Below are 26,566 nucleotides of genomic sequence, written 5' to 3' on the forward strand. Positions count from 1 at the left end.
GTGGGGGTTGCGGGCGTGGGCGGGGAAGTGGTGGCCGGCGATCTCCAGGCGCAGCCGGGTGCCCGCGGGCAGTCGCCGGGCGAGGTGCCCGAGCGGAACGGTGCGGGCTGGGGAGCCCTCGGTGCTCCGTATCACGCCTGTGGCCAGCGGCTTCGCTACGTCGTCGACCGTGAGCGCGACCAGGCGTACGACCCAGTCGGCGCAGTCGGCGTCGGCCGTGACCCGCAGCCTGGCCTCGGCCGCGCCGAGCAGGTCGAGTGGGCGGGGCAGCGGCGCGGTGACCAGGAGGCAGCGGTCGGCGGGGCCGTCCCTGGGGACCTCCAGGTCGTCGGAGCGCACCGGACGCTCGGGGTCGGCGTGGAAGTCGGGTCCGCGCAGGAGCCGCATTCCGTCGAGCGGAAACGCGGCTGATGGATCGTTCAACTGGGCTGCTGGAAGCCATAGTTCGCTTCCGCCGAGTGCGACGGCGCCCGCGCGCCCCGCGCCGAGCGCCCCGTCCAGCGCCGCGCGCGCCCAGGCCACGTACAGCTCACCGAGGCGCAACCGGTGTGCCGCGCCCGCGTCGGCGCCGGGTTCCGCGGTGAGGCCGTGCCCCCAGGGGCCGAGCACCAGTCGGGCCGGGCCGTGCCAGTCGCGCCACAGGCGCAGGGTGTCCTCGGTGAACGGGTCGTGGGTGCCGCCCACGGCGAGCAGGGGCAGGCTGTGGGCGATGGGGGGCTCATAGCGCCTCCGGTGGGCCCACAGTCCTGCCCAGGAGGGCAGTTCGCGGCCCAGTCGGTGCGGCAGGTCGCGTACGGGGAGGTGGTCGAGGAGCGCGGGGTCAGCGGACAGCGCCTTGGCGAGCGCGCTCTCGTCGGAGGTGCGCCGGTCGCCGTGCGCGGCCCACCATCCGGCCCGCGCGAACAGCCGCTCGGGGCCTGTCTCCTCGCGCGCGGTCTCGGCGGGGCCGAGCGCGGGTACGGCGGCGATGACGGCATCGGGAGACCCGCCGTCTCCTATGGTCGCGAGGGCGCAGTGCGCGGCGTACGAGGCACCGCACACCACGACCCGCCCGTCGGACCATGGTTGTCGCCGTATCCAAGCCAGTGCGGCTGCCCCGTCGTCGGCCTCATGGTGGAACGGGTGCCAACTGCCGTGTGAGGCATACCGGCCCCGTACGTCCTGGGCGATTGCGGCGAAGCCGCGACCGGCCCAGCCGCGCAGCTCGGCCCGGTGGCGCAACCGGTCGTACGGTGTGCGGATCAGTACGGCGGGGAAGGGGCCCGCGCCTTCGGGCAGCAGGAGGTCGGTGGCGAGGCGGGTTCCGTCCGGGGCTGTCAGGTAGCGCGTGTTCATGAGACGGATGTCCGTGCTGCGGGCAGCGGCGTGACGTCGGGCACCGGAAGCACGGGGTGGTCGCTGACGGTCGCCTGGCGCAGGTCGATACGGCGCAGTCGGCGGGTGGCGGGCGTGCCCTGTGCCCACGCGGTGAGATCGGCCGCGAGGTGCGCGGCAACCAGGTGGCGGTGCACGGGGGTTGGCCGGAACTCCCCTTCGGTGCGGCTTCGCTCCCAGTACGCGGTGAGCTCGCGGTGTGCGGGGGTCGCCGCCAGGCGGCGCGCCCGCACATGGGCGGAGGTCACGTCGCCGGGTTCGGCGGCGAGGGGTTCGATCCACACCTGGAAGCCCTCGCGGTGGCAGCGCAGCCAGCCGACGCCGCGCTCGGGCAGCCGGTCGGCGGCGTCCCACAGGCCGGGCGGCACGGGCTCGTCGAGGCACCAGACGACGGCCGCGGTGTCGGTATGCGTCGCGGCGGCGGCCTCGTCGGGGGTGCCGGTGCGCGGCTCGGCTCCGCACTCGGTGAGCAGCGCGGCGAGGGGGCCGGTGAGCGCGGGTGCTCCGGTCAGCAGCACGGCGCGCCGGTCGAGCGGCCAGCGCGGCGCGCCGTCGTCTCGGCCGGAGGGTTCGGCCATCAGGTAGCCCGCGCGCTCGAACGCTCCGATCAGCGCGGCGAGTTCGGCGTCCTCCTCCTGCTCGCGCTCACCCGTGAGCCGGACCCGGAGGTGCTGCGCCGGCACCGTGCCGGTGTCGACCCGCAGAAACTCCCCGTCGGGCGTACGGACCGCGAACCCGCCGTCCGGCACGGCGACGAGGCTCACGCCCGGCGCGAGGTGACTGCGCGTCATATCAGGTGTCTCCAAGGTGTGGCGAGGTGGGGAACGGGACAGGCCCGCCCGGAAGAAGCGTTCCGGGCGGGCCCTGGGTCGGGCTTACTCCTCGCCGTCGTCGAAGGGGTTCTCGACGAGGGCGTTGGAGTGGGTCGCGGAGAGGTGTGCCAGCTGGCCCTGCTCGGCGATCGGGGTGAACACCTTTTCCTGGTCCATGTGTTGAGCCCTTCTGCGTAGGTTGCGATGGGTGTGGCGGGTCCGGCCGGGGCCACACCGAAGACACTAACTGAAAATGATTATCATGTGCCAAGTGGCAGTGGGTGATCTGGGTAACACACCGGCCACCCGCCTTCCGGGTCACGTCCGACGCGCCCCGCCACGCCCAGCACATCGGCCAGCAGGCCCGGCGTCACCGCCTCTCCCGGTGGCCCGTCCGCGGCCACCCGGCCCCCGCGCAGCGCGACGACGCGCTCGGCGAAGCGGGCCGCGTGGGCGAGGTCGTGCAGCACCATCACCACGGTCAGCGCCCGCTCTTCGCGCAGCCGCACCACGGTCTGCAGGACCTCCAGTTGGTGCCGCAGGTCGAGGTACGTGGTCGGCTCGTCCAGGAGCAGTACGGGGGTGTCCTGGGCCAGCGCCATCGCCAGGCGTACCCGCTGGCGTTCGCCACCGGAGAGCGTGTCGACGCCGCGCGACGCCCAGTCGGCGACCCCCGCGTCCGTGAGCGCGCGGCGGCAGGTCTCGTCGTCGCCCTCGCGGAGCATGCCGAGTGGGCCGCGGGCCGCGTATCTGCCCTGGCGCACCAGTTGGCGTACGGTCATGCCCGGCACCGGTGGCGCGGACTGGTGCAGCAGGGCGACGCGCCGGGCCGCGGCGCGCCGCGAGAGGCGGGCAAGGTCGTCGCCGCCGAGCAGGACGCGCCCTTCGCCTGGGCGCAGCAGCCCTGCGGCGAGCCGGAGCAGGGTGCTCTTGCCACAGCCGTTCAGCCCGACCAGGGCCACCAACTCGCCCTGGGTGACCCTGAGATCGACTCCGTCGAGTACCGAACGCCCTGGATAGCCGAAGCGGACCCCTTCGACGGTGATGGCGTCCTTCGTGGACGCGGGCGTGGTAGCCGTCTGGGGCTCCTGGCTCTCCCGTGTACGGGGTGCATGGGGTGGAGCGGATTGCGTCATGTTCGTCCTCGTCGGTCGTGGGCGCGGGCGGTCTTCGGGCACCTCAGGCACTTCAGGCACTTCAGGCACTTCAGGCACTTCAGGCACTTCAAGAACGCGGCAGGGGCACCCGGCGCACCAGCACCAGGAGCAGCACCGCCCCGGCGAAGGTCGTCACCGCCCCGGTCGGCAGGGTCAGCCGGTCCGCGTCCCACGCCGCCGCGAGCAGCCGCGACGCGCCCTGCGCCACGGCGTCGGCGCCGCACACCACGGTCGCGCCGAGCAGCGCGGCCCCCGGCAGTCCGAGGCGCAGGTCGGCGCCGAACAGGGCGAGCGCGACATGCGGCACCAGGAGACCTACGAAGCCGAGCGCGCCGACGACGGACACCGCCCCCGCGGTCAGTGCGACCGCGCACACCAGGGCCAGCGCGCGGGCCCTGCCGGTGGCGAGCCCGACCGCCGCGGCCTGTTCGTCGCCGCAGCGCAGCAGCGTCAGCGGTCCGGCGAGTGCGCAGGCGGCCACGGCCCAGCCGAGGGCCCAGGGCCACAGCAGGTGCCAGTGCTCCCACACCCGGCCTTCGGTGGAGCCGACCAGCCACTGCACGACGCTGCCCAGTTCGCCGGGGGCCACCAGGAGCACCATCGCGGTCAGCCCCGCGAGCACCGCGGAGACCAGCACCCCGTGCACCGCGGTCTGCTCCGGGTCGCCCCGGTCGCGCCCCGCCAGTACCCACAGCAGCCCGGCCCCGGCGAACCCGCCGACGCAGGCGGCCGCGACGACGGCGGCCGGCGACTCCCACCCGGCGAGCCCCAGCCCGGTGGCCGCCACGGCGCCCAGCACGGCACCCGGCGTGACCCCGGTGACCTCGGGCCCGGCCAGCGGATTGCGCAGCGCGGACTGCAGCACGAGCCCGGCGAGCCCGAGACAGGCCCCGGCGACCAGCGCCACCAGCATCCGGGGCAGCCTCAGTCGCAGCACGATGTGCCGCGTGGTGTCGTCGCCGCCCCCGAGCATCACCTGCCACACCTCACCGGGCGACACGGCCCGCCCGGCCAACAGGTCAGCCACGACGGCGACCAGGAGCAGTACGGCGACCAGCGCGACCCGCCTCGCGACGGGCCCCCGCACGCCATCAGCATCAGCGTCCCGCACGGCATGGTCGGCCCGTACGCCGCGTGAGGGCTCCGCCTCTGCGACACCTCGCGGCCCTCCCGCAGCCTCCGACTCCCCCTCATCGGCCACCCGCAGGTCCCCCGCAGGTCGCGCCTCATCGTCGGGTGGCGCGTCCCCGCCGCCGTTCAGGCCGCCGACGGCCTGTGCGTCACCGACCGGCAGCACGCCACCGCCCAGCGCCCTCTCATCGGCAGCGCCACGCTCGGGCCCCGCGCCCTCCGGCCCCGCCTCGCCCGCAGCCCTCACGTCACTCCCCCCTCGACCAGTTCCTCCGTACGCGCCCCCACCCGCTCGCGCTCGCGCGACGGCTCCCGTACCCGCGCGCGCATCCGTAGCAGGGCCACCCCGGCAGGTACGCCAAGGAGCGCCGTCCACGCCCCGACCGGTGTCTCGGTCGGAGCGAGTGCCAGCCGGGCCGGGAGGTCGGCGACGGCCACCACCGTCGCGCCACACGCCGCCGACCAGGGCAACCAGCCCACCGCGCCCGCGTCCGGGCGGAGGCGGCGCGCCAGGTGCGGGGCGAGGAAGCCGACCCAGGCGACCGGGCCGCACACCGCGACGACCGGGGCGATCAGCACCACGGCGACGGCGAGCGCCGCGAGACGGGCACGGTGTACCCGTACGCCCAATGCCTGTGCGTCGTCATCACCGAGCCGCAGCACGGCGAGTACCGGCGCGCACAACACCAGCGCGGGCAGCGCGATCAGCAGCCAGGGCCACAGGCCCGTGACGTCGTCCCAGGTCCGGCCGGACAGACTGCCCAGCAGGTAGCGGTAGATGAGCTGGAGGTCGAGCTGATCGGCCATCACCATCAGGACCAGCAGGGCGGCTTGGAGCGCCGCCGCCACGGCCGCACCGGTCAGCAGCACGGCGGACGGGCTGCGCCCGAATCCGGCCGCCAGCAGCGTGAGCCCCCCGCCGAGCGCCGCTCCCCCGACGGCGAGGAGCGGCTGTACGGCGGCCGGGATCGCCAGCGCGAGCACCAACGGTGCGGCAACGCCCAGCGCGGCACCCGAGGAGACGCCCAGCATCTCCGGCACCGCGAGGGGGTTGCGCAACGCCTCCTGGAGCACCAGGCCCGCGGCCCCCAGGCAGGCCCCGGCGACCAGGGCCAACACCAGCCGGGGCAGCCGGAGTTCCGCGACGATCACACCCTGGGTGCCGCCGTCGAGGAGTCGGTGCGGCGGCACCGCGGGCGTGCCCAGACACAGGGCGCAGACCGCGATTCCCAGCACCAACACGCCCAGCAACGTCGGCAGGGCGTAGGGCCGGCGCCTCACTTGAGCGCGGCCGTCGCCTCGTCGAGGACGATCGAGAGCGAGCGGGTGCCGCGACCCTTCGCCCAGACGTCCGGGTCGACCTCGATCACCTGGTCTTTCTGGACCGCTGGAATCCGCTTCCACAGCGGGTTCTTGGCGAGCTTGTCCGAGAGCTGCCCGTCGGGCTCGCCGAAGGAGAGCGTCTCGACGAAGAGGACGTCGACGTCGCGCGCGATGATCTCTTCGAGGCTGTACGTACCTTCGACGCCGCGGCTCTTCCACGGATAGTCGGCGATCTTCGGGAAGAGCCCCGCGGTGACGTCGTTGCCGGGCGTGGCGACGCCGAAGTTCTCGTCGCTGCCGAAGATGATGAGCGCGGTCTTGTCGCTCTTGTGCGCCTCGGCGTCCGCCAGCTTCGTACGGAACTTCTTCTCGGCGGCGACGGCCCGCTCCCCGCGCCCGGTGAGCGCGGCCAGGTCGCGCTGGTAGGCGACGCTGTCCTCCCACGAGCTCGGCTGCACGGGCCAGAAGGTGGTGGCGCCCTTGAGCGCGGGGGCCAGTTTGCCGTGGGTGTCCTCCAGGCCGATGACCAGGTCCGGCTTGTGGGACAGGATCGCCTCCACCTCGGGGCTGAGGAAGCCACCGGGGATCACCGGGATCTTCCCGGCCTCCTTCTTGCCGAGGAAGGCGTCATGGGCGAGCAGCGTGGAGTTGGTGGCGACCGGCTTCAGGCCGAGCTCGGTCAGCATGTCGTCGCAGAGGGCCACCAGGCAGACGATCCGCCGCGGCTCCTTGTCAGTGCTGACCTTGACGCCCTTGACGTCGGTGATGGTGCGCGCGGGCTTCACCGGCTTGATGGCCGCGGGTGACTTCGCACCTGCGGCTCCCGCCTTGTCGGCGTCGTCGCCGCCGTCGGTGGACTGGTCGGTGGTGCCACAGCCCGCCAGGAGGACTCCCAGGACAGCGGCGGCGGCCCAGCGGCGTACGCGCTTGATCGAGGTGCGCGACATCGGCAGCTCTTTCGTTCTCGGCTTCCGGAGCGCAGGCAGAAGTGCGGGCACCGACATGCACGGATGCGGCGGGCGCGGAGGGGCGCTCCGGTGGTCCCCCCGGAGAGCCCTATTTAGACATGATAATCATTACCAAATCAAGTCTGCTGTCCTCAGCCGAAAGGAGCGCCCGCTCATGAACTCACCCGCCACCGCCGCCACTCACCCGCCCTGCCGCCTCCTGGTCGCCGACCAAGTCGCCGGAGCCGTCCATCTGTTGAGCCTTCCCGATGGCCGTACGACGGCGCGCGTGCAGGGCCGCCACCTCGCCGAGCACGCGGGGTTCCTCGCGCTGCCCGGGGACCGGACGGCGTTCGTCGACGATCGGGCGGGCGAGTTGGTGGTGCTCGCCCCGTTCGCCGACGAGCCGGTGGGGTCAGTAGGTCAGGTGGGGTCGATGTGGTCAGCGGTGCCGATGAGGCTGGTGGAGTCGGCCACGGCGGTGGCCGTGCCGGCCGAGCATCTGGCGGGTGATCCGAGCGGGCGGCGGCTCGCCGTGAGCACCGGGCTCGGCCGGAACTCGGAGGCGTGGAGCGATCTGCTGACCGTGGTCGACCTGGCCGCCCCCGGCGGGCCGAGCGCCGTACGTGTACGCACCAGGACCGGGGAGCCGGGCGTCACCGTGCTCGGCTCCGACGACCCGCGTGTCGTCCTGCGCCACCGCGAACCGGGCGTGCTGGCCGCCTACCGGCACAGCGAGTTGCTGGCAGCACCGCCCGCCTGCCCGCCGGTGGAGCCCTACGCCACACTTCCGCTGCCCGGCGATGGACACGGGGACGCCCAGGATCCGCTGCACCAGCGGTTGTTCGCGGCGACCGGCGAGGGCGTGCACCGGGCCCGGATCGCTCCGGACGGCGGGCTGGTCGCGGAGGAGCCGTTGGACTGGGGCGGGCCGGGGCGCGGCTACTATCTGCGGCTCGACCCGGTGCGACGCACCCTGTGGTCGTGCGTACGCGGTGGACCCCCTGCGCCGGACGCCTGGCCCGAGTGGACCAACCACGCCTGGTGGCACCACCTGGACAGCGGCCGCACCGGGCGGCTCGACCTCGGCCCCGGCCTGGTGTTCCGACTGGCGGTCGCCGCGCGGCGGGTGGCTTACGCGCGCGTGCACCCCGACGGTGACGAGCTGATCCTGCTCGACGCCGCCGACCCCGCCGTGACCGCCCGGATACCGCTGCCCGCCATGGACGGCGCGCCGAAGCCGGGCGGCACGCCGTGGGACGGGGTGCAGCGCAGGGCGATCGCCGCGTCCCCCGGCGGGCCGCTGGTCGCGGTCACCCGGGGCGGGCACGGGGAGATCCATCTCGTGGACAGCGAACGACCCGACCGCCAGGAGGTGTTGACGGTCCCCACTCCCTTGGACGAGGGCGGGCATCTGGCCCTCATGGTGCGCGGCGACGGCGCGCACGGTGATCCCGTGGGGCGCTGAGCGCCGCTCACCGGGCATGATCCGCCGGACAGCACACCTAGGCGTGTTGATCGCGACCCTGCCGTCAGTGCGCGTGCGGCCCCGACAGCTGCGGCTTGCCCTGCGGTACGAGCCCGATGGCCAGCACCGCGCTGACGCCCGCGGCGACCGCGCAGAGCAGGAAGGCGTCGGTGAAGCCGCTGGCGGCGCCCCCTTCGATGCCGGTCGCCGCCACCGTGGAGACCACCGCGACCCCGATGGAACCGCCCACCTCGTGGAAGGTGTTGACGACACCGGAGGCCAGCCCCGCCTCCCGGTGTTCGACCATGGCCAGTGCCGTGGTGGTGGCGGTGACGAAGACCGCACCGATGCCGAGCGAGGCGACGGCCAGGCCGGGCAGTAGCCCCGTATAGACACTGCCGTCGGCGGAGAGCCGGGTCAGCGGCACGAGACCGACGGCCGCCACAGCCATCCCCGCGACCGCGGTCGGCCTGCTGCCCAGCCTCCCCACGAAGTGGCTGCCCAGATGTGCGCCGAGCGCGGTCGCCACGGCCACCGGCAGGAACACCAGGCCGGTTTCCAGGGCACTGAGCCCGCGCACCTTCTGCAGATAGACGGAGCCGAGGAAGAAGAACGAGATCAGCAGGGCCGTGGCGATCAGCATCAGGAACGAGCCCGCGAGTACCGGGCGCCTGGTGAACATCCGCAGGTCCATCAGCGGCGTCCGGCTTGCTCGTTCAACCACCGCGAACGCCCCGTACAACACCACCGCGCCGGCCAGCGACAGCAGCGTGGCGGCGCCGCTCCAGCCGGTGTCACCGGCCTTGACCAGTCCGTAGATCAGCGCGCCGGTTCCGGCGGTGACCAGCAGCGCCCCGGGGAGGTCGAGCCGGGCGGGCCGCGGTGGGCGGGCCGCGACGAAGGCGGGCAGCAGGGCCAGCAGGAGTACGCCGACCGGGACGTTGACGTAGAAGACCCACTGCCAGCCTGGCCCGTCGGTCAGTACGCCGCCCAGCAGCACCCCGAGTGCTGATCCGGCGCCGCCGATCGCGGCCCACACGCCGAGCGCCTTGTTCCGTTCCGCCCCGTGGAAAGTGGTCGTGACCAGGGAGAGCGCTGCGGGCGACAGCAGGGCGGCGCCGACGCCCTGGGCGACGCGCCCGCCGATCAGCATGGGCGCGTTGACGGCGAGTCCGGTGACCAGTGAGGCGAGGGTGAAGACCGCGAGCCCGGCGAGCAGGGTGCGGCGGGCGCCCAGGGCGTCGGCCAGCCGTCCACCGAGCAGCATCAGCCCGCCGAAGCAGAGGGTGTAGGCGGTGACCACCCATGTCAGGGACTGGCGGCCGAGGTCCAGATCGACGGCCATGTCGGGAAGCGCGACGGTCACCACCGTGACATCGAGGATCAGCATGAACTGGGCGACACAGATGAGCGCGAGCGCGGCCCAGCGGCGTGGGTCGGCAGGGGGCGAAGGGTGCGCGGGGGCGTGCGCGGCGTCGGGAGCGGAGTGCGTCATAGCAAGGGTCCTCACAGGGAAGCGGCACGAAGGGCACGGAAGCGCACAGAAGGGCACCCAGAGACACGGAAGGGCGCCTGAACTGAACTGTACGGAACAGTACACATGAACTCAAGAGTTCAGTTCAGTGCTAGGCTCGCCCCATGAGTGCCGAGACCGCCAAACGCCCCCCGAGCGGACCGCGCGCCCAGCGCAAACGGCAGGCCATCGTCCAGGCCGCCCAGGAGTTGTTCCTGCGCGAGGGATTCGGTGTCGGCATGGACGCCATCGCCGCCGCGGCGGGCGTCTCCAAGGTGACCGTCTACAACCACTTCGGCAGCAAGGAAGCGCTCTTCACCGCCGTGATCACGGGCGCGCTCGACGCACCACTCGGCGACGCGACCCCGACCGCGCTCACCTCACTCGCCGAGGCCGACGACCTGCGCGCGGCCCTCACCGAGGCGGCGCACTCCTGGGTGCAGGCCGTACGCGACGACCACGACGTACGCGCGCTGCGCACCCTCGTCGCCGCCGAACTGCACCGCTTCCCCGAACTGGGCACAGCCTGGAAGCAGCACAGCCCCGAGGGCCACCACCCCGCACTCGCCGGCGCCCTACGCGCCCTCACCGAGCAGGGTCGGCTCGACATCCCCGACCTGGAAGCGGCGATCATCCAGCTCTACGCGCTGCTGGTCTACCCGCACCTGGTCTTCAGCTCGTACGGCACGACGCTCGACGAGGACCTGACGGACCGCCTGACCACCAGCGGCGTCGACATGTTCCTGAGCCACTACGCCCCGCGCGACGCCTGAGCGTCCGGGAGCGGCCCCCTCTCCCCACCTATGCGCATATACGGCATATGCGCATATACGTACAACCCTCACCGCATACAGCGGTCCCCACCGCGCGTCCGCGGTGGGGACCCTCCCTCTGCGATCAGTCCACGCTCGGCAGGATGTGCGGCTCGGCGAGGTCGTCCTCGTAGCCCGCGAGCCGGATCGGCGCCGATCGGGACCACACCTCCAGGCTGCCCATCCGCTCGGCTCCGTGGCCGCCTCGTTCCCCGTGTTCCTTCGGGCGTTGATCGCTCTTCGTCTTCTCTGGTGTCACCGCGCACTCCTTAGGTGTCGTGTAACCCCGGACGCACCGACACGGCCTGCCGCTACCGGTTCCAGCCGCCCTGAGGGGTGGAGCAAAAAGCAGTTCGGACACTGTGGCGCCGGCAACTTGCGCGGGACTTTACCGTGGTGACCGGCTTGCCCCAGAACGGACCGTGGGTATGGGTGGGACCCGAATACGGCTGTCCGTCCGGTACAGGGTAACCAAATGAGCGGCCCTGCGCTCGATGGGGCCGAAAACTGACCCGTTTGATACACGTAGCCTCGCGTTCACCCGGCCATGGTGTGCTGCCGTGCACCGGCATGGGGACGCGGAGGGAGTGACGCGTGGAGCTGCGCGGCGTCGATGAGTTGATGGATCTGCTGCACGCCTGCCGAGGCGCGCGGGACACCCCGGACCACGAGAGCAACCCGGTCGACCTGCACGATCACGCCCTGCAGACCGCGGCACTGTTGCGTCGCTCACACCCCAGCGACAAGGAGTTGCAGCTCGCCGGCCTGCTCCAGGCCATCGGCCACCTCCTGCCGCCGCGTGGCGCTCCCGGCCACGCCGACCGCGCGGCGGACGCGGTACGTCCTTTGCTCGGCGACCGGGTCGCGTCCCTGATCCGCCTCCACGCCCAGCCACCCGCAAGTGACTTCGGCCACACCCCGGCCACCGAGGACGCGGCCACCCTGCGCCAGGCCGCCGCCACGGCCAGGGCGGCCGGGCTGAACGCCGGGATCCTGGAAGACTGGCGCCCCGTACTGGAACTGGTCGCCGCCACCGCGCACGCGACGCCCGCGCGGACGCTGCGCTGATCCGGGGCGTGGTCTTGCGAAGGTGGGGGCAGGAGCGCTTCTTCTACGTTCGGCCATCCGTGTGACCCTTCCTCACCCGGTCCACGAATGTCGCTCGCTCACTGATCGCGTCGGTGCACGCTGGTGACGGCGAGTGCGGTCGCGGCCAGGGCCCAGACCGCGTAGACGGTCCAGGCTCCGCCCGTGGTCCAGGGGAAGGCCGTCGGCGGGGAGAACTCGACCTCCACGAGTCGGCGCCACGCCTGGTAGGGCATGGTGTGCCCGACGACCGCCGACCAGTGGCGGCCGTCGGTGAAGACCATGGGCAGGACGAGGATCACGACCACGGTGGCGATCATGGTGGTCGCGGTCTGCCGGATGACGGTCCCGAGCGCCAAGCCGGTGAGCGCGCACACCGGCGCCAGGAGCGCGGACGCCAGCACGACGCGCAGAGCGCCCGGGTGACCGATCGAGACACCCACACCCCGGCCGTCGAGGATCGCCTGGGTCAGCGCGAACGAGGCCCCCGCGACGCACGCGCCGAAGACGGTCGTGACCGCCGCGACGACAACCGCCTTGGCCGCCAGCACCGAACGGCGGGCCGGAACGGCCGCGAACGTCGTCCGGATGGTGCCCGTGCTGTACTCACCGACGACCATGAGGGCGCCGATGGCACCGAGGGCGAGCATCATGATCACGGCGGCGTTCGCGTTGAATGCCTCCTGGAGCGGGATGCCGTCCCGGGTGAATTTGGCCCGGTCCGGAACATTTTGCTCCGCCCAGTACTTGTACGTGTCGTACGCCGTGCCCACGTTGAACGCGAGGACGAGCACGGCGGTGGACCCGTACGCGATGAACGTCGAGCGCAGGGACCGGACTTTGATCCACTCGGCGGCGACCAGGTCACGGAAACGGGCGCGGGGCTCGGCGGCCGCCGGTGCGTACAGCGGGGTCGTGGTCATCGGGGTTCTCCTGCCAGGTACTGGACGCTGTCGGCCGTGAGCTCCATGAACGCCTCTTCCAGGGACGCGGAATCAGCGCTGAGGTGATGCAGCGGGAGGCGGTGCGCCAGGGCGATCTCGCCGACGCGGTTCGCCGTCAGGCCGGTCACGGTGAGCCGGTCACCGTCCGCGTGCACCGTCGCGCCCTCGGCCGTCAGCAGGTCTCCCAGGGCGGTGACCGCGGGCGTGCCCACCGTGACGCTCTGCCGGGTGCCACGGGCCGAGAACTCCGTCAGGCCCTCCGCCGCGATCAGTTCGCCACCGCCGATGACGATCAACGCGTCGGCGGTGTGCTCCATTTCGGACATCAGATGGCTGGAGACGAACACCGTGCGGCCCTCGGCGGCCAGCCGCCGGAACAGGCCCCGCACCCACCTCACACCCTCCGGGTCAAGGCCGTTGAGCGGTTCGTCGAAGAGCAGCACCGGTGGGTCGCCGAGCAACGCGGAGGCGATACCGAGCCGCTGCTTCATGCCGAGCGAGAATCCGCCGATCCGGCGCCCGGCGACCTCGGTGAGGCCCACCTCGCCCAGCACCGCGTCCACCCGGCCGCGCGGGATGCGGTTGCCTCGGGCCAGGGCGTGCAGTTGGGCCGCCGCGCCGCGTCCGCCGTGCACCTCGTGCGCGTCGAGCAGGGAGCCGACCTGGCGCAGACCGCGCGGGCGGTCGCGGAAGGGGCGGCCGTCGACGGTGACCGTGCCGCTGGTGGGCTGGTGCAGGCCGAGGATCATCCGCAGAGTGGTGCTCTTCCCGGAGCCGTTGGGCCCGAGGAAGCCGGTCACCTGGCCGGGCCGCACGGTGAAGGTCAGGTCCTTGACGGCCGTCGTGCCGCCGTATCGCTTGGTGAGTTCGTTGACTTCGATCACGGGGACCACGGTGCCGGTGGGCGGGCCCGCGCGTCGTCGGACCAGCGCTGACAATCTCCGGAGGCGGGTGTCGACCCTGGTTGTACAGCCAGGGAACGATGACCGGTCACGCGCGCGTGGCTACGATCACGGCATGTCCGCCTCACCGCCGCTGCCCCTGCTCAAGCGCATACCGCCAGGCCTGTGGACGGCGCTGGTGTGGTTCGCGGCCGCGGTGCAGCCCATCGTCGAGTACGTCCTGATGCCGGCGCAGCGGGAGCTCTCGTACAGCTACCCGCGGGACGGGCTGGACTCGAACAGGGCCCAACAACAGCTCACCTTCGCCTTCCTGCTGGTCCTGTTCGGCTGTCGGATGCTGCGCCGCAGGCCGTTGACGGCATACGGGCTGGTGCTCGCGGGCACGGCCTTCTCGACGCTGGCCTGGCGCCAGCACCAGATTCCGCCGATGCAGTTCCTGGGCGTGGATGTCGCCCTGTGCTCCATCGCGGCTACCCGTTCGCGGCGGAGCTCGCTCACCGCCGCCGCTGCCGCACTCGGCATGCTGGCCGCCTACTTCACCGTGCGGACGCTCAAGGTCGAGGACTACGACGGCATCGCCCCCGAGCCGTACGTGGCCCTCACCGTGGTCATCGCCTGGCTCGTCGGCAACTCGGTGCACCAGGCCCGCGCCCACACCGAGGAGCTGCACGCTCGGGCCGCCGCCCAGGCCGTCACCGCCGAACGGCTGCGTATCGCCCGCGAGATGCACGACACCGTCGCGCACAGCATCGGCATCATCGCCCTCCAGGCCGGAGCCGCGGCCCGTGTCGTCGAGACCCGGCCGGCCAAGGCCCGCGAGGCGATGCTCACCGTGGAGAAGGCGGGCCGCGAGACGCTGTCGGGGCTGCGGCGGATGCTCAGCGCACTGCGCCAGGCGGACCAGGAACAGGGGCAGTTCGGTCACGAACACGGGCAGTTCGGTCAGGAACAGGGACAGTCGGGCCAGGATCAGGACCGGGGGCAGTTGGGCCAGGGCCAGGAGCGCGCCCAGGCGCCGCTGCGCCCGGCCGCCGGGCTGGCGGGCGTCGAGCGGCTCGCCGCGACGACCACGGCCGCAGGCGTCCGTGTGGAGGCGGCGTGGCAGGGCAGGCCCCGCCCGCTGCCCGCGGACATCGACCTCGCGGCGTACCGGATCGTGCAGGAGTCGGTGACCAACGTCGTCCGGCACTCGGGAGCCGCCTCCTGCCGGGTGGGCGTCGAGTACCGGGACGAGGACCTGGTCATCGCGGTCTCCGACCGAGGGAGGGGCGGCGGCACCCGCACGGACACCGGGTACGGTCTGGTCGGCATGCGCGAGCGAGTCGCCCTGCTGCACGGGGACTTCACCGCGGGTCCGCTCCCCCAGGGCGGCTTCCTGGTGACGGCCGTACTACCCATCCCCGCAGCCGCGGAGACCGAGACCGAAACGAAGGCCGGAGCCAGATGACCATCCGTGTCGTACTCGTCGACGACCAGCCCCTGGTCCGCGCCGCCCTGCAGATGGTCATCACCGAGACGGAGGACGTCGAGGTCGTGGGCGAGGCCGGTGACGGCACCGAAGCGGTCCGGCTGACCGGCCAACTCGCCCCCGACGTCGTCGTGATGGACATCCGGATGCCCGGCATGGACGGCATCGAGGCCACCCGGCTGATCACCACCGGCACCGGCGACACCCGCGTCGTCGTGCTGACCACCTTCGACGACGACGATTACGTCTACGGGGCGCTGCACGCGGGCGCGTCCGGATTCCTCGTCAAGGACATGGCCCTGGATGACATCCTCGGCGCGGTGCGCATCGTCGCCTCCGGAGACGCCCTGATCGCGCCGAGCGTCACCCGCCGCCTGATCAAGGAGTTCACCAGCCGCCCCACGGCGACGCCCCCGCCGCCGGTGCGACTCGACGGCATCACCGACCGGGAACGCGAGGTCCTGACCCTGGTCGGCAGCGGCCTGTCCAACACCGAGATCGCCGAGCGGCTCACCATCAGCGTCGCCACCGCCAAGACCTATCTGACCCGGCTCCTGGCCAAACTCGACGCCCGCGACCGGGTGCAGTTGGTGATCCTGGCGTACGAGGCGGGGCTGGTGGCGCCGTCCCGGTGAGCGACCCCTCATGGCCGCGCCGAGCTCCGCGCGTTGCGGGCCGCCGCGGCCAGCCAGTCGTGGCGGATCAGGCCGCTGAAGGGTTCGATCAGCAGCCAGTAGGGCCGGAAACGGCGTACGGACGCTTGGTCGGTGCCGTAGATCCGGGTCTCGGTGTGCAGGAGCGTCCGCTCGCCCCGGCCGCTGGCCGAGAAGGCCATCACTCCCTTCATGTAACCGGGTTGGTCGAACTCCCGGTATTCGTCAGGCGTCAGCGCCAGCCACTGCTGCCGCAGCTTCCATGGCTGTCCCACGAAGCCGACGACGAGGTCGCCGCCTGGATCGTCCTGGAGCGGGAAGGCCCCCACGCCGTCGCGCAGCCCATCGAGGATGCGCTCCTCCTTGGTCGGGTACCACTCCCTGTCGCGTGACCTGAGGCGTGCGGGGATACCGCGCACGAGGACCAGCGGCCTGAGGATGTACGTGTCCCCCGCCCTCACCTCGCGGACGGCCCGGGCGGCCGCCGCGGGCTCGGCCCGCACGGCCCGGTCGTGGTGGGTGCGCCAGTGGTAGCGCGGCAGCCAGTCGTCGCAACTGGCCATCCTCAGGTCGGACTTGCGGTGCAGCATGACTCCGCCTCCCGTTGTCGACTGACTTTACGATACCCGAGTTCCGGAACTCCAGTATCGTATAGTTGGGTCATGCCGAAGCCGAACTCCCCGTCGAACCCACCACCGCGCCTGGGACGCCCCCGGGACAGTCAGATCGACGGCACGGTACTCACGGCCGCGCGCGAGCTCCTCGCCGAGGTCGGGTACGCGCGCGTGACGATGGACGGGATCGCCACCCGGGCGGGCGTCGGAAAGGCGGCGATCTACCGCAGGTTCGGCTCCAAGGCGGAGCTGCTGTTCGCCGCGGCCGTGCACGGCATGGACATCGAGCCGCCCGCGGACACCGGCTCGCTGCGCGGGGACATCCGGGCCATGGCGGGCCTGGTCCGCGAGCGCCTCTCGGCGCCCGCCGCCCGGGTGGTGACACCTGCGCTGATGGTCGAGATGGGGCGCGACCCGTCGCTGGTGGCGCGGTTCCAGAGCACCTTCATCGCCCAGGAGCGGCAGGACCTCACGGCGATCCTGGGGCGCGCGACCGAACGCGGCGAGCTACCGGGCCCGCAGGACCCCACGCTGGCCCATCTGCTCCTGGGCGGCCCGCTGTTCCTCGCCCTGTTCGCGTTCCACCTGCCGGTGGACGACGCTCTGCTGGACGAGCTGGCGGCAACGATCGCCGCGGGCCTGATCGCCCGCGCGAACGAGCCCGCGCCTTAGGCGTACTGACCTAGGACGTGGGCTCGCAGCGCGCGACCAGTTGGCGGGCGCATCGCGTCACCAGCCGGCGGGCACATCGCGTCACCAGTTGGCGGGCGCGTAGTCCTTGAGGAAGACGCCGTACACGTCCTCGCCCGACTCGCCGCGCACCACCGGGTCATACACGCGGGCCGCGCCGTCGATGAGGTCGAGCGGGGCGTGGAAGCCCTCGTCGGCGAGGCGCATCTTGTCGGGGTGCGGACGCTCGTCGGTGATCCAGCCGGTGTCGACCGCGGTCATCAGGATGCGGTCCTTCTCGAACATCTCCTGGGCGCTGGTACGGGTGAGCATGTTCAGCGCGGCCTTGGCCATGTTGGTGTGCGGGTGTCCGGCGCCCTTGTAGCCGCGGCCGAAGACGCCCTCCATCGCGGAGACGTTCACGATGTACGCCCGTCCCGCGGCGGCCGCCATCGCCGGGCGCAGGCGGCTGATCAGGATGAACGGCGCGGTGGAGTTGCACAGTTGGACTTCGAGGAGCTCGACCGCGCCGACCTCGTCGACCGTCTGGACCCAGCTGTTGGTGTCGTGCAGATCGGGCACCAGGCCGCCCGCGTCGATCGCCGTGCCCGCCTCGATGCGGGCCAGTGAGGCGGAGCCGGTCACCAGGGCGAGACCGGTGACGTCGTCGGCGGTCAGCGCTTCGGTGCCGTCGCCGGTACGGGCCTCGGGCAGCGCGGCGACCGCGCCGGAGCCGAAGGTGCCGATCACCTCGGCGGAGGGGAGCTCACCGGCCGGGAGCGGCGCGGACTCGGCGTTGACCAGCTCGCTGTAGGCCTGCGGGGAGCGGCGTACGGTTTGCGCCGCGTTGTTGATCAGGATGTCCAGCGGGCCCTCGGCCGCGACCGAGTCGGCGAGCGCGACGACCTGCGCCGGGTCGCGGAGGTCGATGCCGACGATCTTGAGGCGGTGAATCCAGTCGGCGCTGTCCGGCATCGCCTTGAAGCGGCGGATCGCGTCGTTCGGGAAGCGGGTGGTGATGGTGGTGTGCGCGCCGTCGCGGAGCAGGCGGAGCGCGATGTACATGCCGATCTTGGCGCGGCCGCCGGTGAGCAGGGCGCGCTTGCCGGTGAGGTCGGTGCGCGCGTCGCGGCGGGCCCGGTTCTCGGCGGCGCACTTCTGGCAGAGCTGGTGGTAGAAGGCGTCCACCTCGACATACCGGGTCTTGCAGATATAGCAGGACCGCGGGCGCTGGAGTATCCCCGCGATCTCCCCCACCACGGACGAGGACGGCAGCAGGCCCTGGGTCTCGTCGTCGATGCGCTCGGCGGAGCCGGTGGCCGTGGCGTGGGTCACCGCGCGGTCGTGGGCGGTCTTGGCGGCCCGGCGCTCCTGGCGGCGGCGCTGCTTGACCGTGCGGTAGACGCCCGCGGTGGCCCGGCGTACGGCGATCGCGTCCGGGTGGTCGATCTCCAGCTTGTCGAGCTCTTCGAGTACGCCGAGGCACACAGCCAGGCGCTCCGGGTCGATTCCGGGGCCGAACTCCTGGCTGTCGTCTGCCACGGTCATCGCTGTGTTCCTCGTACTCGGTCGTGCGCACCCGCGCGCCATGAAGTTTCCAAAGAAGGAACTTTACGTAGGCGAGCGGGTTGACGCCAAACCGCTCAGGTGTCGACCTCGTCACCGCTCAGATCTCGATCTCCTCGGCTACCTTGATCAGCTCGGCGAGCTCGTCGCCCAGGGCCTGGGCGAGCCGGTCCAGGTCGGGGACGGCCTCGGCGTCGCCGATCAGGCCGTAGTGCACGGATCCGCGATACGTGGAGACCGCCACGGCGAGCGACTGGCCGCGGGCGAGCGGGGCGAAGGGGTAGACCGCGGTGAGCGGGCAGCCACCGAGCCGCAGGCCCAGGCTGGGCAGCGGCACGCTGGTCACCAGGATGTCGAACAGCAGCCGGGCCGCCTGGGCGACGACGGGCCCGCCGAGCCGGTGCCCGAGCGGCGGCACATGGTCGGCGAGCAGCGCCACGGCGCCCGCGCCGCGGTTGGGCCCGGCGTCCTTGTTGTGGTCCATGGCGCCGCGTACGGTCCGCAACCGGGCGAGCGGGTCCGCCTCGCCGACCGGGAGGCGGATCAGATACCCGGAGAGCCGGTTGCCGGTCGGCCGGTCGGCGCGGGTGCGGCGGCGGGCGACCGGGATCAGGGCGCGCGGCGTCACCCCCTCGCTCGACTCGCCCCGCTCGTCGAGCCAGCGGCGCAGGGCGCCCGCGACGACCGCGATCAGGACGTCGTTGACGGTGCCTCCGACGCGCTTGCGGACGCGGTGGACGTCGTCGATGTCGAGGATGGCTCCCGCGGTACGCCGGGTTCCGGTGGCCTCGGACGCGAGGGCGGGTGAGGTCCGTACGCCCCAGGTGGCGCGGGCCACGGAGGTGCCGATCTCCAGGGCCTGGCCGACCTCGCCGATGCCCCGGCCCACCTCGTCGATCCCGCGGCGCAACGCGCCGGGCAGGGCGAACGGGTTGGGTAGCCGCGGGCCGGCGGGCGTGGGCGGCTTCGCGGCGGGGCGGGGCGCCCGGCCGGTGGTCGCTGGCTGCGGGTCGAGCACCCCGGCCGCCAGGGTCAGCGCGCGTAGCCCGTCGGCGAGTGCGTGGTGGAACTTGAACAGCACCGCGAAGGAGGTGCCGTCGGCTCCGGGCAGCACATGGGCCTCCCACGGCGGCCGCTCCCGGTCGAGCGGCCGTTCCATCAGCGCCCCGGCCACGGCGTGGAAGTCGGCCACGGGCGGGGCGAGCTGGACGTGGTGCAGCGGATCGAAGTGGGCCACCGGTTCGCGTACAGCGGCGCCGACCGGCAGCCAGACGCCGCGGATCCGCATGCGCAGTCCTGGGACGTCGGCGGCGCGGGTGGCGAGCAGGTCGGCCGCGTACCGGGCGGCGGTGGCGGCATCCCTGGAATCTCCGGAATCCGTGGGATCCCCGGAATCCGTGGGATCCATGGAATCCGCGGCGAAGACGCCGAGTGCCCCCAAGTGCATGGGGTGCTCGGCGGATTCGATGTTCCAGAAGGCCAGGTCGAGTGGTGCGAGCAGATCGCCAGTCATCCTGCAACTCTCGCGTCGACGTCGGGGGACCCCAGCAGTCAACAGAGCATTGACGACTACGGTCAAGTAGGAACGGAACACGTACCGTTACACTCAGATTAAGCCTTGTCGCGTCAGTCCCGCCGATCCCGGCGTCCCGGTCGCTGGTCAAAGCAGCAGTCGCCGCACAGCCCACCACCGGGAACCCGGTAGTAAAGGCAGCAGCTGCGCCGCCTGAAGGCCGTACCGCGCAAGGTGCCGGTGGCGCGCAGTTCGGGGCGGCTCAGCAGCTCGGCGGCGAGCGCGAGCGCCCGCGCACCGACGTCGGGGCGGGACTCGCGGTGCGCCCAGCGGTGCACCTCGCGCGCGGCCCCGGCCAGGGCGGACCCGGCGTTACCCCACAACAGCCGCTCCGAGACGCGGTACTCGCGCCGCAGGGCCGCGCCGAGCGGGGCGAGATGGGCCTCCAGGACGACCGGCCCGAGCTGCTCGACGGGCAGCGTCCGCACCGTATCCCCGGTGTCGAGATCCCCGGTGTCGAGCCACAGGTCGTCCGGGCTGCTGCCGGCTGGATCCCAGTGCAGCAGCGCCGGGTCCAGGTCGGGGACCCGGCCGTACAGCGCGGCCGAGCCCAGCGCCACGGACCAGAGCCTGGCGGCGAGCCCCAGCTGGGCCACGGACACCGCGATCCGGGTCTCCGGCGCCCGCAGGCCCGCCGCCACCCTGTCCACGCGCACCCCCAGCGGCGCCGCGTCCCCGGCGTACACTTGGCCCAGGAGTACGACGCCGGGAGGCGGCGCCCCCGTACGCAGGGCGAAGAATCCGCCGACGGACCCGACTTCCCCGAAGTCCACTGCCACCTTCTCTCCTCGTCTACCGGAACAACCCCGTAGCACCCCCGAAATGGCCGGGATCCGACCTTCGGGATGCCATAGGGGGCGACTCAGGGACTACACAGACGGCGGCCTACTCCATCGGCAGTAGGACCCAATGCCTGCTGGAGGACGACGACGCGCACCGATCCAGGCGTCATCGTAGAGATATGACAGCCGACCGTACGCGACAGGACCCGGCGGGTGCCCGATGAGCGCACTCGCCCTCTCCGTGCTGCTCTCCCTCGTCTCCGCGGTGGCCTACGCGGGCGGGGCGATCCTGCAGGAACGGGTCGCCGTGTCCTCGCCGGACCAGCCGTACGCGCCACTGCGCCGACCGGTCTGGTGGGTGGCGATCGCGCTCAACGGTGTGGGGGCCGTGCTGCACGTGGCCGCGCTGGCCCTCGGGCCGCTGAGCCTGGTCCAGCCGCTGGGCGCCCTGACCATCGTCTTCGCACTGCCCATGGCGGCCCTGTTCGTGGGCCGCAGGGCCGGGTCCACCGCCTGGCGCGGCGCGATCATGGCGACGGTGGGTCTCGCGGGCCTCCTCGCGCTCACCGGCGCCGCCGGATCGAGCTCGCTGAACGCGACCCAGCGGGTCCTGGTGGCAGCCGTCACCTTCGGTGTGGTGGCGGCGCTCGTGGTGGCCGCCCGTACGGTGCACCGACACCCCGTGGTGCGCAGTGTGCTGCTGGCCGGTGGCGCGGGTGTCGCCTTCGGGATCGCCTCGGTGTTCACCAAGACGGTCGCGGTCGACTGGAGCACGAGCGGGATCCTCGGACAGCTGCCCAGCCTCTCGGTGATCGGCGTCCTGGCGACCGCGGGCGTGCTGCTGTCCCAGGCCTCGTACCGCGGCGCGGGGCTCGCGGCGCCGCTGGCCACGGTGACCGTGGTGAACCCGGCGATCGCCGCCGCGGTCGGCCTCACGCTGTTCCAGGAGAGCTTCCGGTACGGCACCGCGGGCACGATGCTCGCACTGGGCTGCGCGGTGGTGGCGGCGGGCGGCCTGATCCTGCTGACGACGGAGCGCATCGGGCGCACCGAGCAGCGCCAGGATCAGCCGGTGCGCGCGGAACTCCCGGCTCCGGTCGCCGCCGTGGCACCGAGCATGCCGCTGGCCGGCGCTCCGGTGGCGGTGCGGGATGCCTCCCGGCGGGGCACGGACCTGCTGGACCGGCCGGCCGTCGGCGCCCGGGTGGCGCTGCGGGCGCCGCGGGTGGAACGGCGCCCGTCAGCTGCGCCACGGCCCACGGAGGCGACACGACTGCAGGGGCTGCCCACGCAACCCGTACCGCCCGTCGAGGATCCACCGGACTGGTGCGTGCTGCGCGCGCCCTGTACGCGATTCAGATCCTGATGCCTGTACTCCGCTTCAGATCCTGATGCCTGTGCGCCGCTTCAGATCCTGATGCCTGTACACGATTCAGATCCTGACGCCGCCCGCGCGCAGATAGGCCAGCGGGTCGACATCGGAGCCGTAGCCGGGCCCTGTCCGCACCTCGAAGTGCAGATGGGGCCCGGTGCTGTTGCCGGTGGAGCCGGAGCGGGCGATGCGCTGGCCCGCTCCGACGTTCTGGCCCGCCTTCACGGTGAGCGCCGACAGATGCGCGTACTGGCTGTACCTGCCGTCGTTGTGCCGGATCACCACCTGGTAGCCGTACGCGCCCGCCCAGCCCGCCGAGACCACGCGGCCCGTGGCGACGGACTTCACCGAGGTTCCGGTGGGTACGGCGAAGTCGACGCCGGTGTGGTAGCCGCTGGCCCAGGAGCCGCCAGCGGCGCGGTACGGGGTGCTGGGGCTCGCGGCGACCGGGGCGGACAGGCCCTGTACGGCGGTCTTGGCCTTCGCGGGCTCGGCGCGCGGGGCCTGCTTCTGCTTCTCTTGCTTCTGCTGCTTCTCTTGCTTCTCCTGCTGCGGCTTCGGCTTCGGCTGCTGCTTGGGCTTCGGCGGCTGCTTCGGCTTCGGAGGAGCAGGCTGCGCCACCCGCGAGGTGCCGTCCGCGCGCAGGGCGAGCCGCTGTCCCGGAACGATCAGGTCCGGGTCGCTGCCGACGACCTCGCGGTTGGCGGCGTAGAGCTGCTGCCAGCCGCCCCTGACACGCTCGGCGTCGGCGATGCCGGAGAGGTTGTCGCCCCGGACGACGGTGTACATCTCGGCCTTGCCCGCGCGGGACTGCGGGGTCACCTCGGGCTTGGCCCCGGGTGTCCGCGGCGCCTTGGCCTTCGCCTGCCGGGCTGCCCCGCCGGTGTTGATGTCGGGTGAGTCGCCGCCCTGGGTGAGTCCGGCGCGTACCGAGCAGACCGGCCAGGCGCCGGGGCCCTGCCCCTTGAGCACCTTCTCGGCGATGGATATCTGCTGGTCCCTGGTGGCCAGGTCGGCGCGCGGGGCGTAGGCCCGGCCGCCGTACTCCTCCCAGGTGGACTGCTTGAACTGGAGTCCGCCGTAGTAGCCGTTGCCCGAGTTGATCGACCAGTTGTTGGTCGACTCGCAGGCGGCGACCTTGTTCCAGGTGTCCACGTCGGCCGCCTGGGCGGTACCGCTGCCGATCAGCGGAAGCGCCATTCCGGCCCCGCCCGCCGTGACGGTGAGCGATGCGCGGTTGATCCTGCTCGGCTGGTAGCGGCGGTGACGACCGCGTACGGCCATGGGAGCCCCCTACAGACACCTGTCGGAAGCGGCAAAAGTAACCGCTGCGAACATGCGATGACAAGGGGGCGCACCACCGCCAACTACCGCCCGCAAAAGATCACTTGACGCACTAGCCCCTCAAATGCCTTGGCAGCCAGCGGAGTTGCGCCTGCTGCTGGTAAGGTCCGCCGCCCTCGTGGTCGTTGAAGGAGTACACCTCTATGGACTTCTCCTCGCTCGCATAGGAGTTGAAGGCCGCAAAGACGGTGGACGGCGGGCAGGTCTGGTCCTCCAGCGCCGCGGAGAACAGCGCGGGGGCCCGGCCGCGGGCGGCGAAGTGCACCCCGTCGAAGTAGGAGAGCGTGCGGTACACCTGTTCCTCGCCGGTCCTGCGGGCCTTCAGATACGCGCCGATCTCGCGGTACGGCTGGCGGTCGGTGAGGGTGGTGGCGCGCGGGAAGTGGCAGAGGAACGGTACGTCGGGGGCGACCGCGGCCAGGTCGGGGACGAGCCCGCCGACCGCGATGGCGAGCCCGCCGCCCTGGCTGACCCCGGTGACGGCGACCCGCGCGGCGTCCACCAGGGGGTGGGCCCGGGCCGCCGCGACGGCCCGTACCGCGTCGGTGTAGAGGCGGCGGTAGTAGTAGTCGTGCGGGTCCTCGATGCCGCGGGTCATAAAGCCCGGGTGGGCGGGGCCGCTGCCGACCGGGTCCGGGGTCTCGCCGCTGGCCCAGCCCGCGCTGCCCTGCCCTCGGGTGTCCATGATGAAGTGCGCGAACCCGGCCGCCGCCCACAGCAGATGCATATGGGGCAGTCCGCGCCCGCCGCCGTAGCCTATGTACTCGACCACCGCGGGCAGCGGCTCGCGGGCACCGGCGGGCAGGACGAGCCAGCCCTTGACGGGGTGTCCGCCGTATCCGGCGTAGGTGACGTCGTACACCTCGACGGCCGCGAGCGGGATGTCGACGGGCTCGAAACGCGCGTCCAGGTCGAACTGGGACGCCTCGATGAGGGTCTTCTCCCAGAACTGATCGAAGTCGGCGGGCTCCGGCAGTTCGGGCCGGTAGTCGCGCAGTTGCTCCAAAGGAAGATCGAAAAGGGCCATGAAAGCCCTTTCCCCCTGCTGGATCGCCGGGAAACACCGGCACGGTGACGACATACTTGCGTCACTGCGACAGATTCCCGATTCCAGGAGCCACACGCATGAGCACTTCAGCCCAGATCGGTGTCACCGGGCTTGCGGTCATGGGGCGCAACCTCGCCCGCAACTTCGCACGCAACGGCTACACCGTCGCGGTGCACAACCGCACCGCGGCCAGGACACACGCACTTGTCGAGGAGTTCGGGCAGGAGGGGACCTTCGTCGCCGCCGAGACGGCCGCGGAGTTCGTCGCCGCGCTGGAACGCCCGCGCCGACTGGTGATCATGGTGAAGGCGGGCGAGCCGACGGACGCGGTGATCCGCGAGTTCGCCCCGCTCCTGGAGCCCGGGGACATGATCATCGACGGGGGCAACGCACACTTCGCGGACACCAGGCGCCGCGAGCGCGAACTACGCGAGCAGGGCCTGCACTTCGTGGGCGCCGGGGTCTCCGGTGGCGAGGAGGGCGCGCTGCACGGGCCGAGCGTCATGCCCGGCGGCTCGGCCGAGTCGTACGCCACGCTCGGGCCGATGCTGGAGAAGATCTCCGCGAAGGCCCCCGACGGCACGCCGTGTGTGACGCACTGCGGTCCGGACGGCGCGGGGCACTTCGTGAAGATGGTGCACAACGGCATCGAGTACGCCGACATGCAGCTGATCGCCGAGGCGTACCACCTGCTGCGTGCGGTGGCGGGCTACTCGCCCGCGCGGATCGCCGACATCTTCCGCACCTGGAACACCGGACGCCTCGACTCCTACCTGATCGAGATCACCGCCGAGGTGCTGTCCCACGTGGACGCGGCGACGGGCCGGCCGTTCGTGGACGTGGTGCAGGACCAGGCCGAGCAGAAGGGCACCGGCCGCTGGACCGTGCAGATCGCCCTCGACCTGGGGGTTCCGGTCTCCGGTATCGCGGAGGCCGTGTTCGCCCGCTCGCTGTCGGGGCACACGGCGCTGCGCGAGGCGTCGGTGGGCCTGGCGGGGCCCTCGCCCGCGCCGCTGGGTGAGGCCGAGGCCGCCGCCTTCGCCGACAAGGTCGAGCAGGCGCTGTACGCGTCCAAGATCGTGTCGTACACGCAGGGGTTCCACGAGGTCCAGGCCGGTAGCGACGCGTACGACTGGGACATCGACCTGGGTGCGGTGGCTGCGATCTGGCGGGGCGGCTGCATCATCCGGGCCGCGTTCCTGGACCGTATCCGCGCGGCCTACGACGCGCGGGCGGACCTGCCGAGCCTGCTCTCGGACAAGAGCTTCGCCGAGGAGATCGGCGCGGCGCAGGACGACTGGCGGGCGGTGCTGGTCGCGGCCACCCGGCAGGGGGTGCCCACGCCGGGCTTCTCGGCGGCGCTGGCGTACTACGACGCGCTGCGCGCCGCGCGGCTGCCGGCCGCGCTGACCCAGGGGCAGCGGGACTTCTTCGGTGCGCACACCTATCGGCGTACCGACCGGGACGGCTCGTTCCACACCCTGTGGGGCGGCGACCGGTCCGAGGTCACTGCCTGACCGGTCGCCGCGTCCGCGCACTACCCCATGGGTCCCGGCTCGGGTTCAGGCTCCGGGTCGGGTCCCGGGGGCTTCGGGATCGGGGACGGTGAAGGTTCCGGCGCGGGNGGGCCGCCCGGGCCCCCGCGTCCGCGCACTACCCCATGGGTCCCGGCTCGGGTTCAGGCTCCGGGTCGGGTCCCGGGGGCTTCGGGATCGGGGACGGTGAAGGTTCCGGCGCGGGCCTCGGCTCGGGAGAGGGCACGGGCGAGGGGAACGGCCCGGGGTCGGGATGGTCCGGGCCCGGCCCTGGCCCTGGCATCGGCCCTGGCGTCGGTCCTGGCGGAACCGGCTCGGGGTACGGGTGTGTCATGGGAACTCCTCCAGCGGAACGGAGGGCAGTGGATCGGCGGCCGATCCGTGGACGGCCTCGCCGTCCACTCTCTCCCGTCACGCGTTCCCGCGCCCGGCGAGTCCACGCGTTCGGGGCGTACGAGGGCGGGACTGGCCGG

At 72.4% G+C, this 26,566-nt stretch carries 25 protein-coding genes; 8 read left to right on the forward strand and 17 right to left on the reverse strand.

Features of this window, described 5'->3' with window-relative positions; translation table 11 throughout:
- The 7 genes from U9R90_RS03695 to U9R90_RS03725 form a co-directional block, all read right to left on the reverse strand.
- The coding region (locus U9R90_RS03695) for a CocE/NonD family hydrolase (RefSeq protein ID WP_411054911.1) at positions 1-1,335 on the reverse strand (1,335 nt) is incomplete at its 3' end.
- The gene (locus U9R90_RS03700) at positions 1,332-2,165 is read right to left on the reverse strand and encodes a hypothetical protein (RefSeq protein WP_411054912.1); all 834 of its coding nucleotides are present in this window, start codon (positions 2,163-2,165) and stop codon (positions 1,332-1,334) included. The genes U9R90_RS03700 and U9R90_RS03695, both read right to left, overlap by 4 nt.
- Positions 2,166-2,249: 84 nt before the next feature.
- Positions 2,250-2,363 carry a streptamidine family RiPP gene (gene amiA, locus U9R90_RS03705; protein ID WP_267904559.1) on the reverse strand — a complete coding sequence of 38 codons (114 nt, stop codon included), beginning with the start codon at positions 2,361-2,363 and terminating at the stop codon, positions 2,250-2,252.
- An 83-nt stretch (positions 2,364-2,446) separates the two neighbouring features.
- The gene (locus U9R90_RS03710; protein WP_411054913.1) at positions 2,447-3,322 is read right to left on the reverse strand and encodes an ABC transporter ATP-binding protein; all 876 of its coding nucleotides are present in this window, start codon (positions 3,320-3,322) and stop codon (positions 2,447-2,449) included.
- Between the two features lie 88 nt (positions 3,323-3,410).
- Positions 3,411-4,400, reverse strand: coding sequence for a FecCD family ABC transporter permease (locus tag U9R90_RS03715; protein WP_411057630.1), 990 nt, complete (start codon positions 4,398-4,400; stop codon positions 3,411-3,413).
- Between the two features lie 317 nt (positions 4,401-4,717).
- Positions 4,718-5,716, reverse strand: a complete 999-nt coding sequence (locus tag U9R90_RS03720) for a FecCD family ABC transporter permease (protein WP_411054914.1) — start codon at positions 5,714-5,716, stop codon at positions 4,718-4,720.
- A gap of 35 nt (positions 5,717-5,751) precedes the next feature.
- Positions 5,752-6,744 carry an ABC transporter substrate-binding protein gene (locus tag U9R90_RS03725; RefSeq protein ID WP_411054915.1) on the reverse strand — a complete coding sequence of 331 codons (993 nt, stop codon included), beginning with the start codon at positions 6,742-6,744 and terminating at the stop codon, positions 5,752-5,754.
- 175 nt (positions 6,745-6,919) lie between these two features.
- Here U9R90_RS03725 and U9R90_RS03730 point away from each other — a divergent pair, with 175 nt between their 5' ends.
- Entirely contained in the window at positions 6,920-8,212 is a 1,293-nt protein-coding gene (locus tag U9R90_RS03730) for a hypothetical protein (RefSeq protein WP_411054916.1), read from the forward strand.
- Between the two features lie 64 nt (positions 8,213-8,276).
- Here the strand turns inward: U9R90_RS03730 and U9R90_RS03735 are convergent, their stop codons facing one another.
- The gene (locus U9R90_RS03735; RefSeq protein ID WP_411054917.1) at positions 8,277-9,707 is read right to left on the reverse strand and encodes an MFS transporter; all 1,431 of its coding nucleotides are present in this window, start codon (positions 9,705-9,707) and stop codon (positions 8,277-8,279) included.
- Positions 9,708-9,850: 143 nt separating this feature from the next.
- Between U9R90_RS03735 and U9R90_RS03740 the strand changes: the two genes are divergently transcribed.
- Positions 9,851-10,498, forward strand: coding sequence for a TetR/AcrR family transcriptional regulator (locus U9R90_RS03740; RefSeq protein ID WP_411054918.1), 648 nt, complete (start codon positions 9,851-9,853; stop codon positions 10,496-10,498).
- A gap of 124 nt (positions 10,499-10,622) precedes the next feature.
- Here the strand turns inward: U9R90_RS03740 and U9R90_RS03745 are convergent, their stop codons facing one another.
- On the reverse strand, positions 10,623-10,796 hold the full coding sequence (locus U9R90_RS03745) for a hypothetical protein (protein ID WP_411054919.1): 174 nt from the start codon (positions 10,794-10,796) through the stop codon (positions 10,623-10,625).
- 335 nt (positions 10,797-11,131) lie between these two features.
- On the opposite strand from U9R90_RS03745, the gene U9R90_RS03750 reads away from it, so the two are divergent.
- Complete coding sequence (locus U9R90_RS03750; protein ID WP_411054920.1) at positions 11,132-11,605, forward strand: hypothetical protein; 474 nt, start codon at positions 11,132-11,134, stop codon at positions 11,603-11,605.
- Positions 11,606-11,703: 98 nt separating this feature from the next.
- On the opposite strand, the gene U9R90_RS03755 is transcribed toward U9R90_RS03750, so the two are convergent.
- On the reverse strand, positions 11,704-12,546 hold the full coding sequence (locus U9R90_RS03755) for an ABC transporter permease subunit (RefSeq protein WP_411054921.1): 843 nt from the start codon (positions 12,544-12,546) through the stop codon (positions 11,704-11,706).
- A complete protein-coding gene (locus U9R90_RS03760; protein WP_411054922.1) occupies positions 12,543-13,451 on the reverse strand; it encodes an ABC transporter ATP-binding protein in 909 nt (302 codons plus the stop codon). Before U9R90_RS03760 ends, U9R90_RS03755 begins: the two co-directional genes overlap by 4 nt.
- A 133-nt stretch (positions 13,452-13,584) precedes the next feature.
- Here U9R90_RS03760 and U9R90_RS03765 point away from each other — a divergent pair, with 133 nt between their 5' ends.
- A complete protein-coding gene (locus U9R90_RS03765; RefSeq protein ID WP_411054923.1) occupies positions 13,585-14,916 on the forward strand; it encodes a sensor histidine kinase in 1,332 nt (443 codons plus the stop codon).
- Positions 14,913-15,572, forward strand: a complete 660-nt coding sequence (locus tag U9R90_RS03770; protein WP_411054924.1) for a response regulator — start codon at positions 14,913-14,915, stop codon at positions 15,570-15,572. Before U9R90_RS03765 ends, U9R90_RS03770 begins: the two co-directional genes overlap by 4 nt.
- An 8-nt stretch (positions 15,573-15,580) precedes the next feature.
- Here U9R90_RS03770 and U9R90_RS03775 read toward each other — a convergent pair whose 3' ends face one another.
- Positions 15,581-16,180 carry a hypothetical protein gene (locus U9R90_RS03775; RefSeq protein ID WP_411054925.1) on the reverse strand — a complete coding sequence of 200 codons (600 nt, stop codon included), beginning with the start codon at positions 16,178-16,180 and terminating at the stop codon, positions 15,581-15,583.
- A 72-nt stretch (positions 16,181-16,252) separates the two neighbouring features.
- Here U9R90_RS03775 and U9R90_RS03780 point away from each other — a divergent pair, with 72 nt between their 5' ends.
- Positions 16,253-16,876, forward strand: a complete 624-nt coding sequence (locus tag U9R90_RS03780) for a TetR/AcrR family transcriptional regulator (RefSeq protein WP_411054926.1) — start codon at positions 16,253-16,255, stop codon at positions 16,874-16,876.
- An 81-nt stretch (positions 16,877-16,957) separates the two neighbouring features.
- Here the strand turns inward: U9R90_RS03780 and U9R90_RS03785 are convergent, their stop codons facing one another.
- From U9R90_RS03785 to U9R90_RS03795, 3 genes are all read right to left on the reverse strand, one after another.
- Entirely contained in the window at positions 16,958-18,421 is a 1,464-nt protein-coding gene (locus U9R90_RS03785) for an SDR family NAD(P)-dependent oxidoreductase (RefSeq protein ID WP_411054927.1), read from the reverse strand.
- Between the two features lie 118 nt (positions 18,422-18,539).
- Positions 18,540-19,952 carry a wax ester/triacylglycerol synthase family O-acyltransferase gene (locus U9R90_RS03790; protein ID WP_411054928.1) on the reverse strand — a complete coding sequence of 471 codons (1,413 nt, stop codon included), beginning with the start codon at positions 19,950-19,952 and terminating at the stop codon, positions 18,540-18,542.
- Between the two features lie 113 nt (positions 19,953-20,065).
- Positions 20,066-20,785 carry a (2Fe-2S)-binding protein gene (locus U9R90_RS03795; RefSeq protein ID WP_411054929.1) on the reverse strand — a complete coding sequence of 240 codons (720 nt, stop codon included), beginning with the start codon at positions 20,783-20,785 and terminating at the stop codon, positions 20,066-20,068.
- Positions 20,786-21,014: 229 nt separating this feature from the next.
- On the opposite strand from U9R90_RS03795, the gene U9R90_RS03800 reads away from it, so the two are divergent.
- Positions 21,015-22,160, forward strand: coding sequence for a DMT family transporter (locus tag U9R90_RS03800; RefSeq protein ID WP_411054930.1), 1,146 nt, complete (start codon positions 21,015-21,017; stop codon positions 22,158-22,160).
- Positions 22,161-22,226: 66 nt separating this feature from the next.
- Here the strand turns inward: U9R90_RS03800 and U9R90_RS03805 are convergent, their stop codons facing one another.
- Both U9R90_RS03805 and U9R90_RS03810 read right to left on the reverse strand, forming a co-directional pair.
- Positions 22,227-23,450 (reverse strand): transglycosylase family protein, encoded by a 1,224-nt coding sequence (locus tag U9R90_RS03805; RefSeq protein WP_411054931.1) that lies wholly within the window; start codon positions 23,448-23,450, stop codon positions 22,227-22,229.
- 112 nt (positions 23,451-23,562) lie between these two features.
- Entirely contained in the window at positions 23,563-24,537 is a 975-nt protein-coding gene (locus U9R90_RS03810) for an acetylxylan esterase (RefSeq protein WP_411054932.1), read from the reverse strand.
- A 98-nt stretch (positions 24,538-24,635) separates the two neighbouring features.
- Here U9R90_RS03810 and gndA point away from each other — a divergent pair, with 98 nt between their 5' ends.
- A complete protein-coding gene (gene gndA, locus U9R90_RS03815; protein WP_411054933.1) occupies positions 24,636-26,075 on the forward strand; it encodes an NADP-dependent phosphogluconate dehydrogenase in 1,440 nt (479 codons plus the stop codon).
- Positions 26,076-26,566 lie beyond the last annotated feature (491 nt).

It is taken from the genome of Streptomyces sp. E11-3 (assembly GCF_046540415.1).
Classification (GTDB): Bacteria; Actinomycetota; Actinomycetes; order Streptomycetales; family Streptomycetaceae; genus Streptomyces.

Bases quoted from the DNA above. Each gene is read 5' to 3' on its own strand.
- U9R90_RS03700 (WP_411054912.1), bottom strand. From the start codon at position 2,165: ATGACGCGCAGTCACCTCGCGCCGGGCGTGAGCCTCGTCGCCGTGCCG.
- amiA (WP_267904559.1), bottom strand. From the start codon at position 2,363: ATGGACCAGGAAAAGGTGTTCACCCCGATCGCCGAGCAGGGCCAGCTG.
- U9R90_RS03710 (WP_411054913.1), bottom strand. From the start codon at position 3,322: ATGACGCAATCCGCTCCACCCCATGCACCCCGTACACGGGAGAGCCAG.
- U9R90_RS03725 (WP_411054915.1), bottom strand. From the start codon at position 6,744: ATGTCGCGCACCTCGATCAAGCGCGTACGCCGCTGGGCCGCCGCCGCT.
- U9R90_RS03730 (WP_411054916.1), top strand. From the start codon at position 6,920: ATGAACTCACCCGCCACCGCCGCCACTCACCCGCCCTGCCGCCTCCTG.
- U9R90_RS03735 (WP_411054917.1), bottom strand. From the start codon at position 9,707: ATGACGCACTCCGCTCCCGACGCCGCGCACGCCCCCGCGCACCCTTCG.
- U9R90_RS03740 (WP_411054918.1), top strand. From the start codon at position 9,851: ATGAGTGCCGAGACCGCCAAACGCCCCCCGAGCGGACCGCGCGCCCAG.
- U9R90_RS03755 (WP_411054921.1), bottom strand. From the start codon at position 12,546: ATGACCACGACCCCGCTGTACGCACCGGCGGCCGCCGAGCCCCGCGCC.
- U9R90_RS03765 (WP_411054923.1), top strand. From the start codon at position 13,585: ATGTCCGCCTCACCGCCGCTGCCCCTGCTCAAGCGCATACCGCCAGGC.
- U9R90_RS03770 (WP_411054924.1), top strand. From the start codon at position 14,913: ATGACCATCCGTGTCGTACTCGTCGACGACCAGCCCCTGGTCCGCGCC.
- U9R90_RS03775 (WP_411054925.1), bottom strand. From the start codon at position 16,180: ATGCTGCACCGCAAGTCCGACCTGAGGATGGCCAGTTGCGACGACTGG.
- U9R90_RS03780 (WP_411054926.1), top strand. From the start codon at position 16,253: ATGCCGAAGCCGAACTCCCCGTCGAACCCACCACCGCGCCTGGGACGC.
- U9R90_RS03785 (WP_411054927.1), bottom strand. From the start codon at position 18,421: ATGACCGTGGCAGACGACAGCCAGGAGTTCGGCCCCGGAATCGACCCG.
- U9R90_RS03790 (WP_411054928.1), bottom strand. From the start codon at position 19,952: ATGACTGGCGATCTGCTCGCACCACTCGACCTGGCCTTCTGGAACATC.
- U9R90_RS03800 (WP_411054930.1), top strand. From the start codon at position 21,015: ATGAGCGCACTCGCCCTCTCCGTGCTGCTCTCCCTCGTCTCCGCGGTG.
- U9R90_RS03805 (WP_411054931.1), bottom strand. From the start codon at position 23,450: ATGGCCGTACGCGGTCGTCACCGCCGCTACCAGCCGAGCAGGATCAAC.
- U9R90_RS03810 (WP_411054932.1), bottom strand. From the start codon at position 24,537: ATGGCCCTTTTCGATCTTCCTTTGGAGCAACTGCGCGACTACCGGCCC.
- gndA (WP_411054933.1), top strand. From the start codon at position 24,636: ATGAGCACTTCAGCCCAGATCGGTGTCACCGGGCTTGCGGTCATGGGG.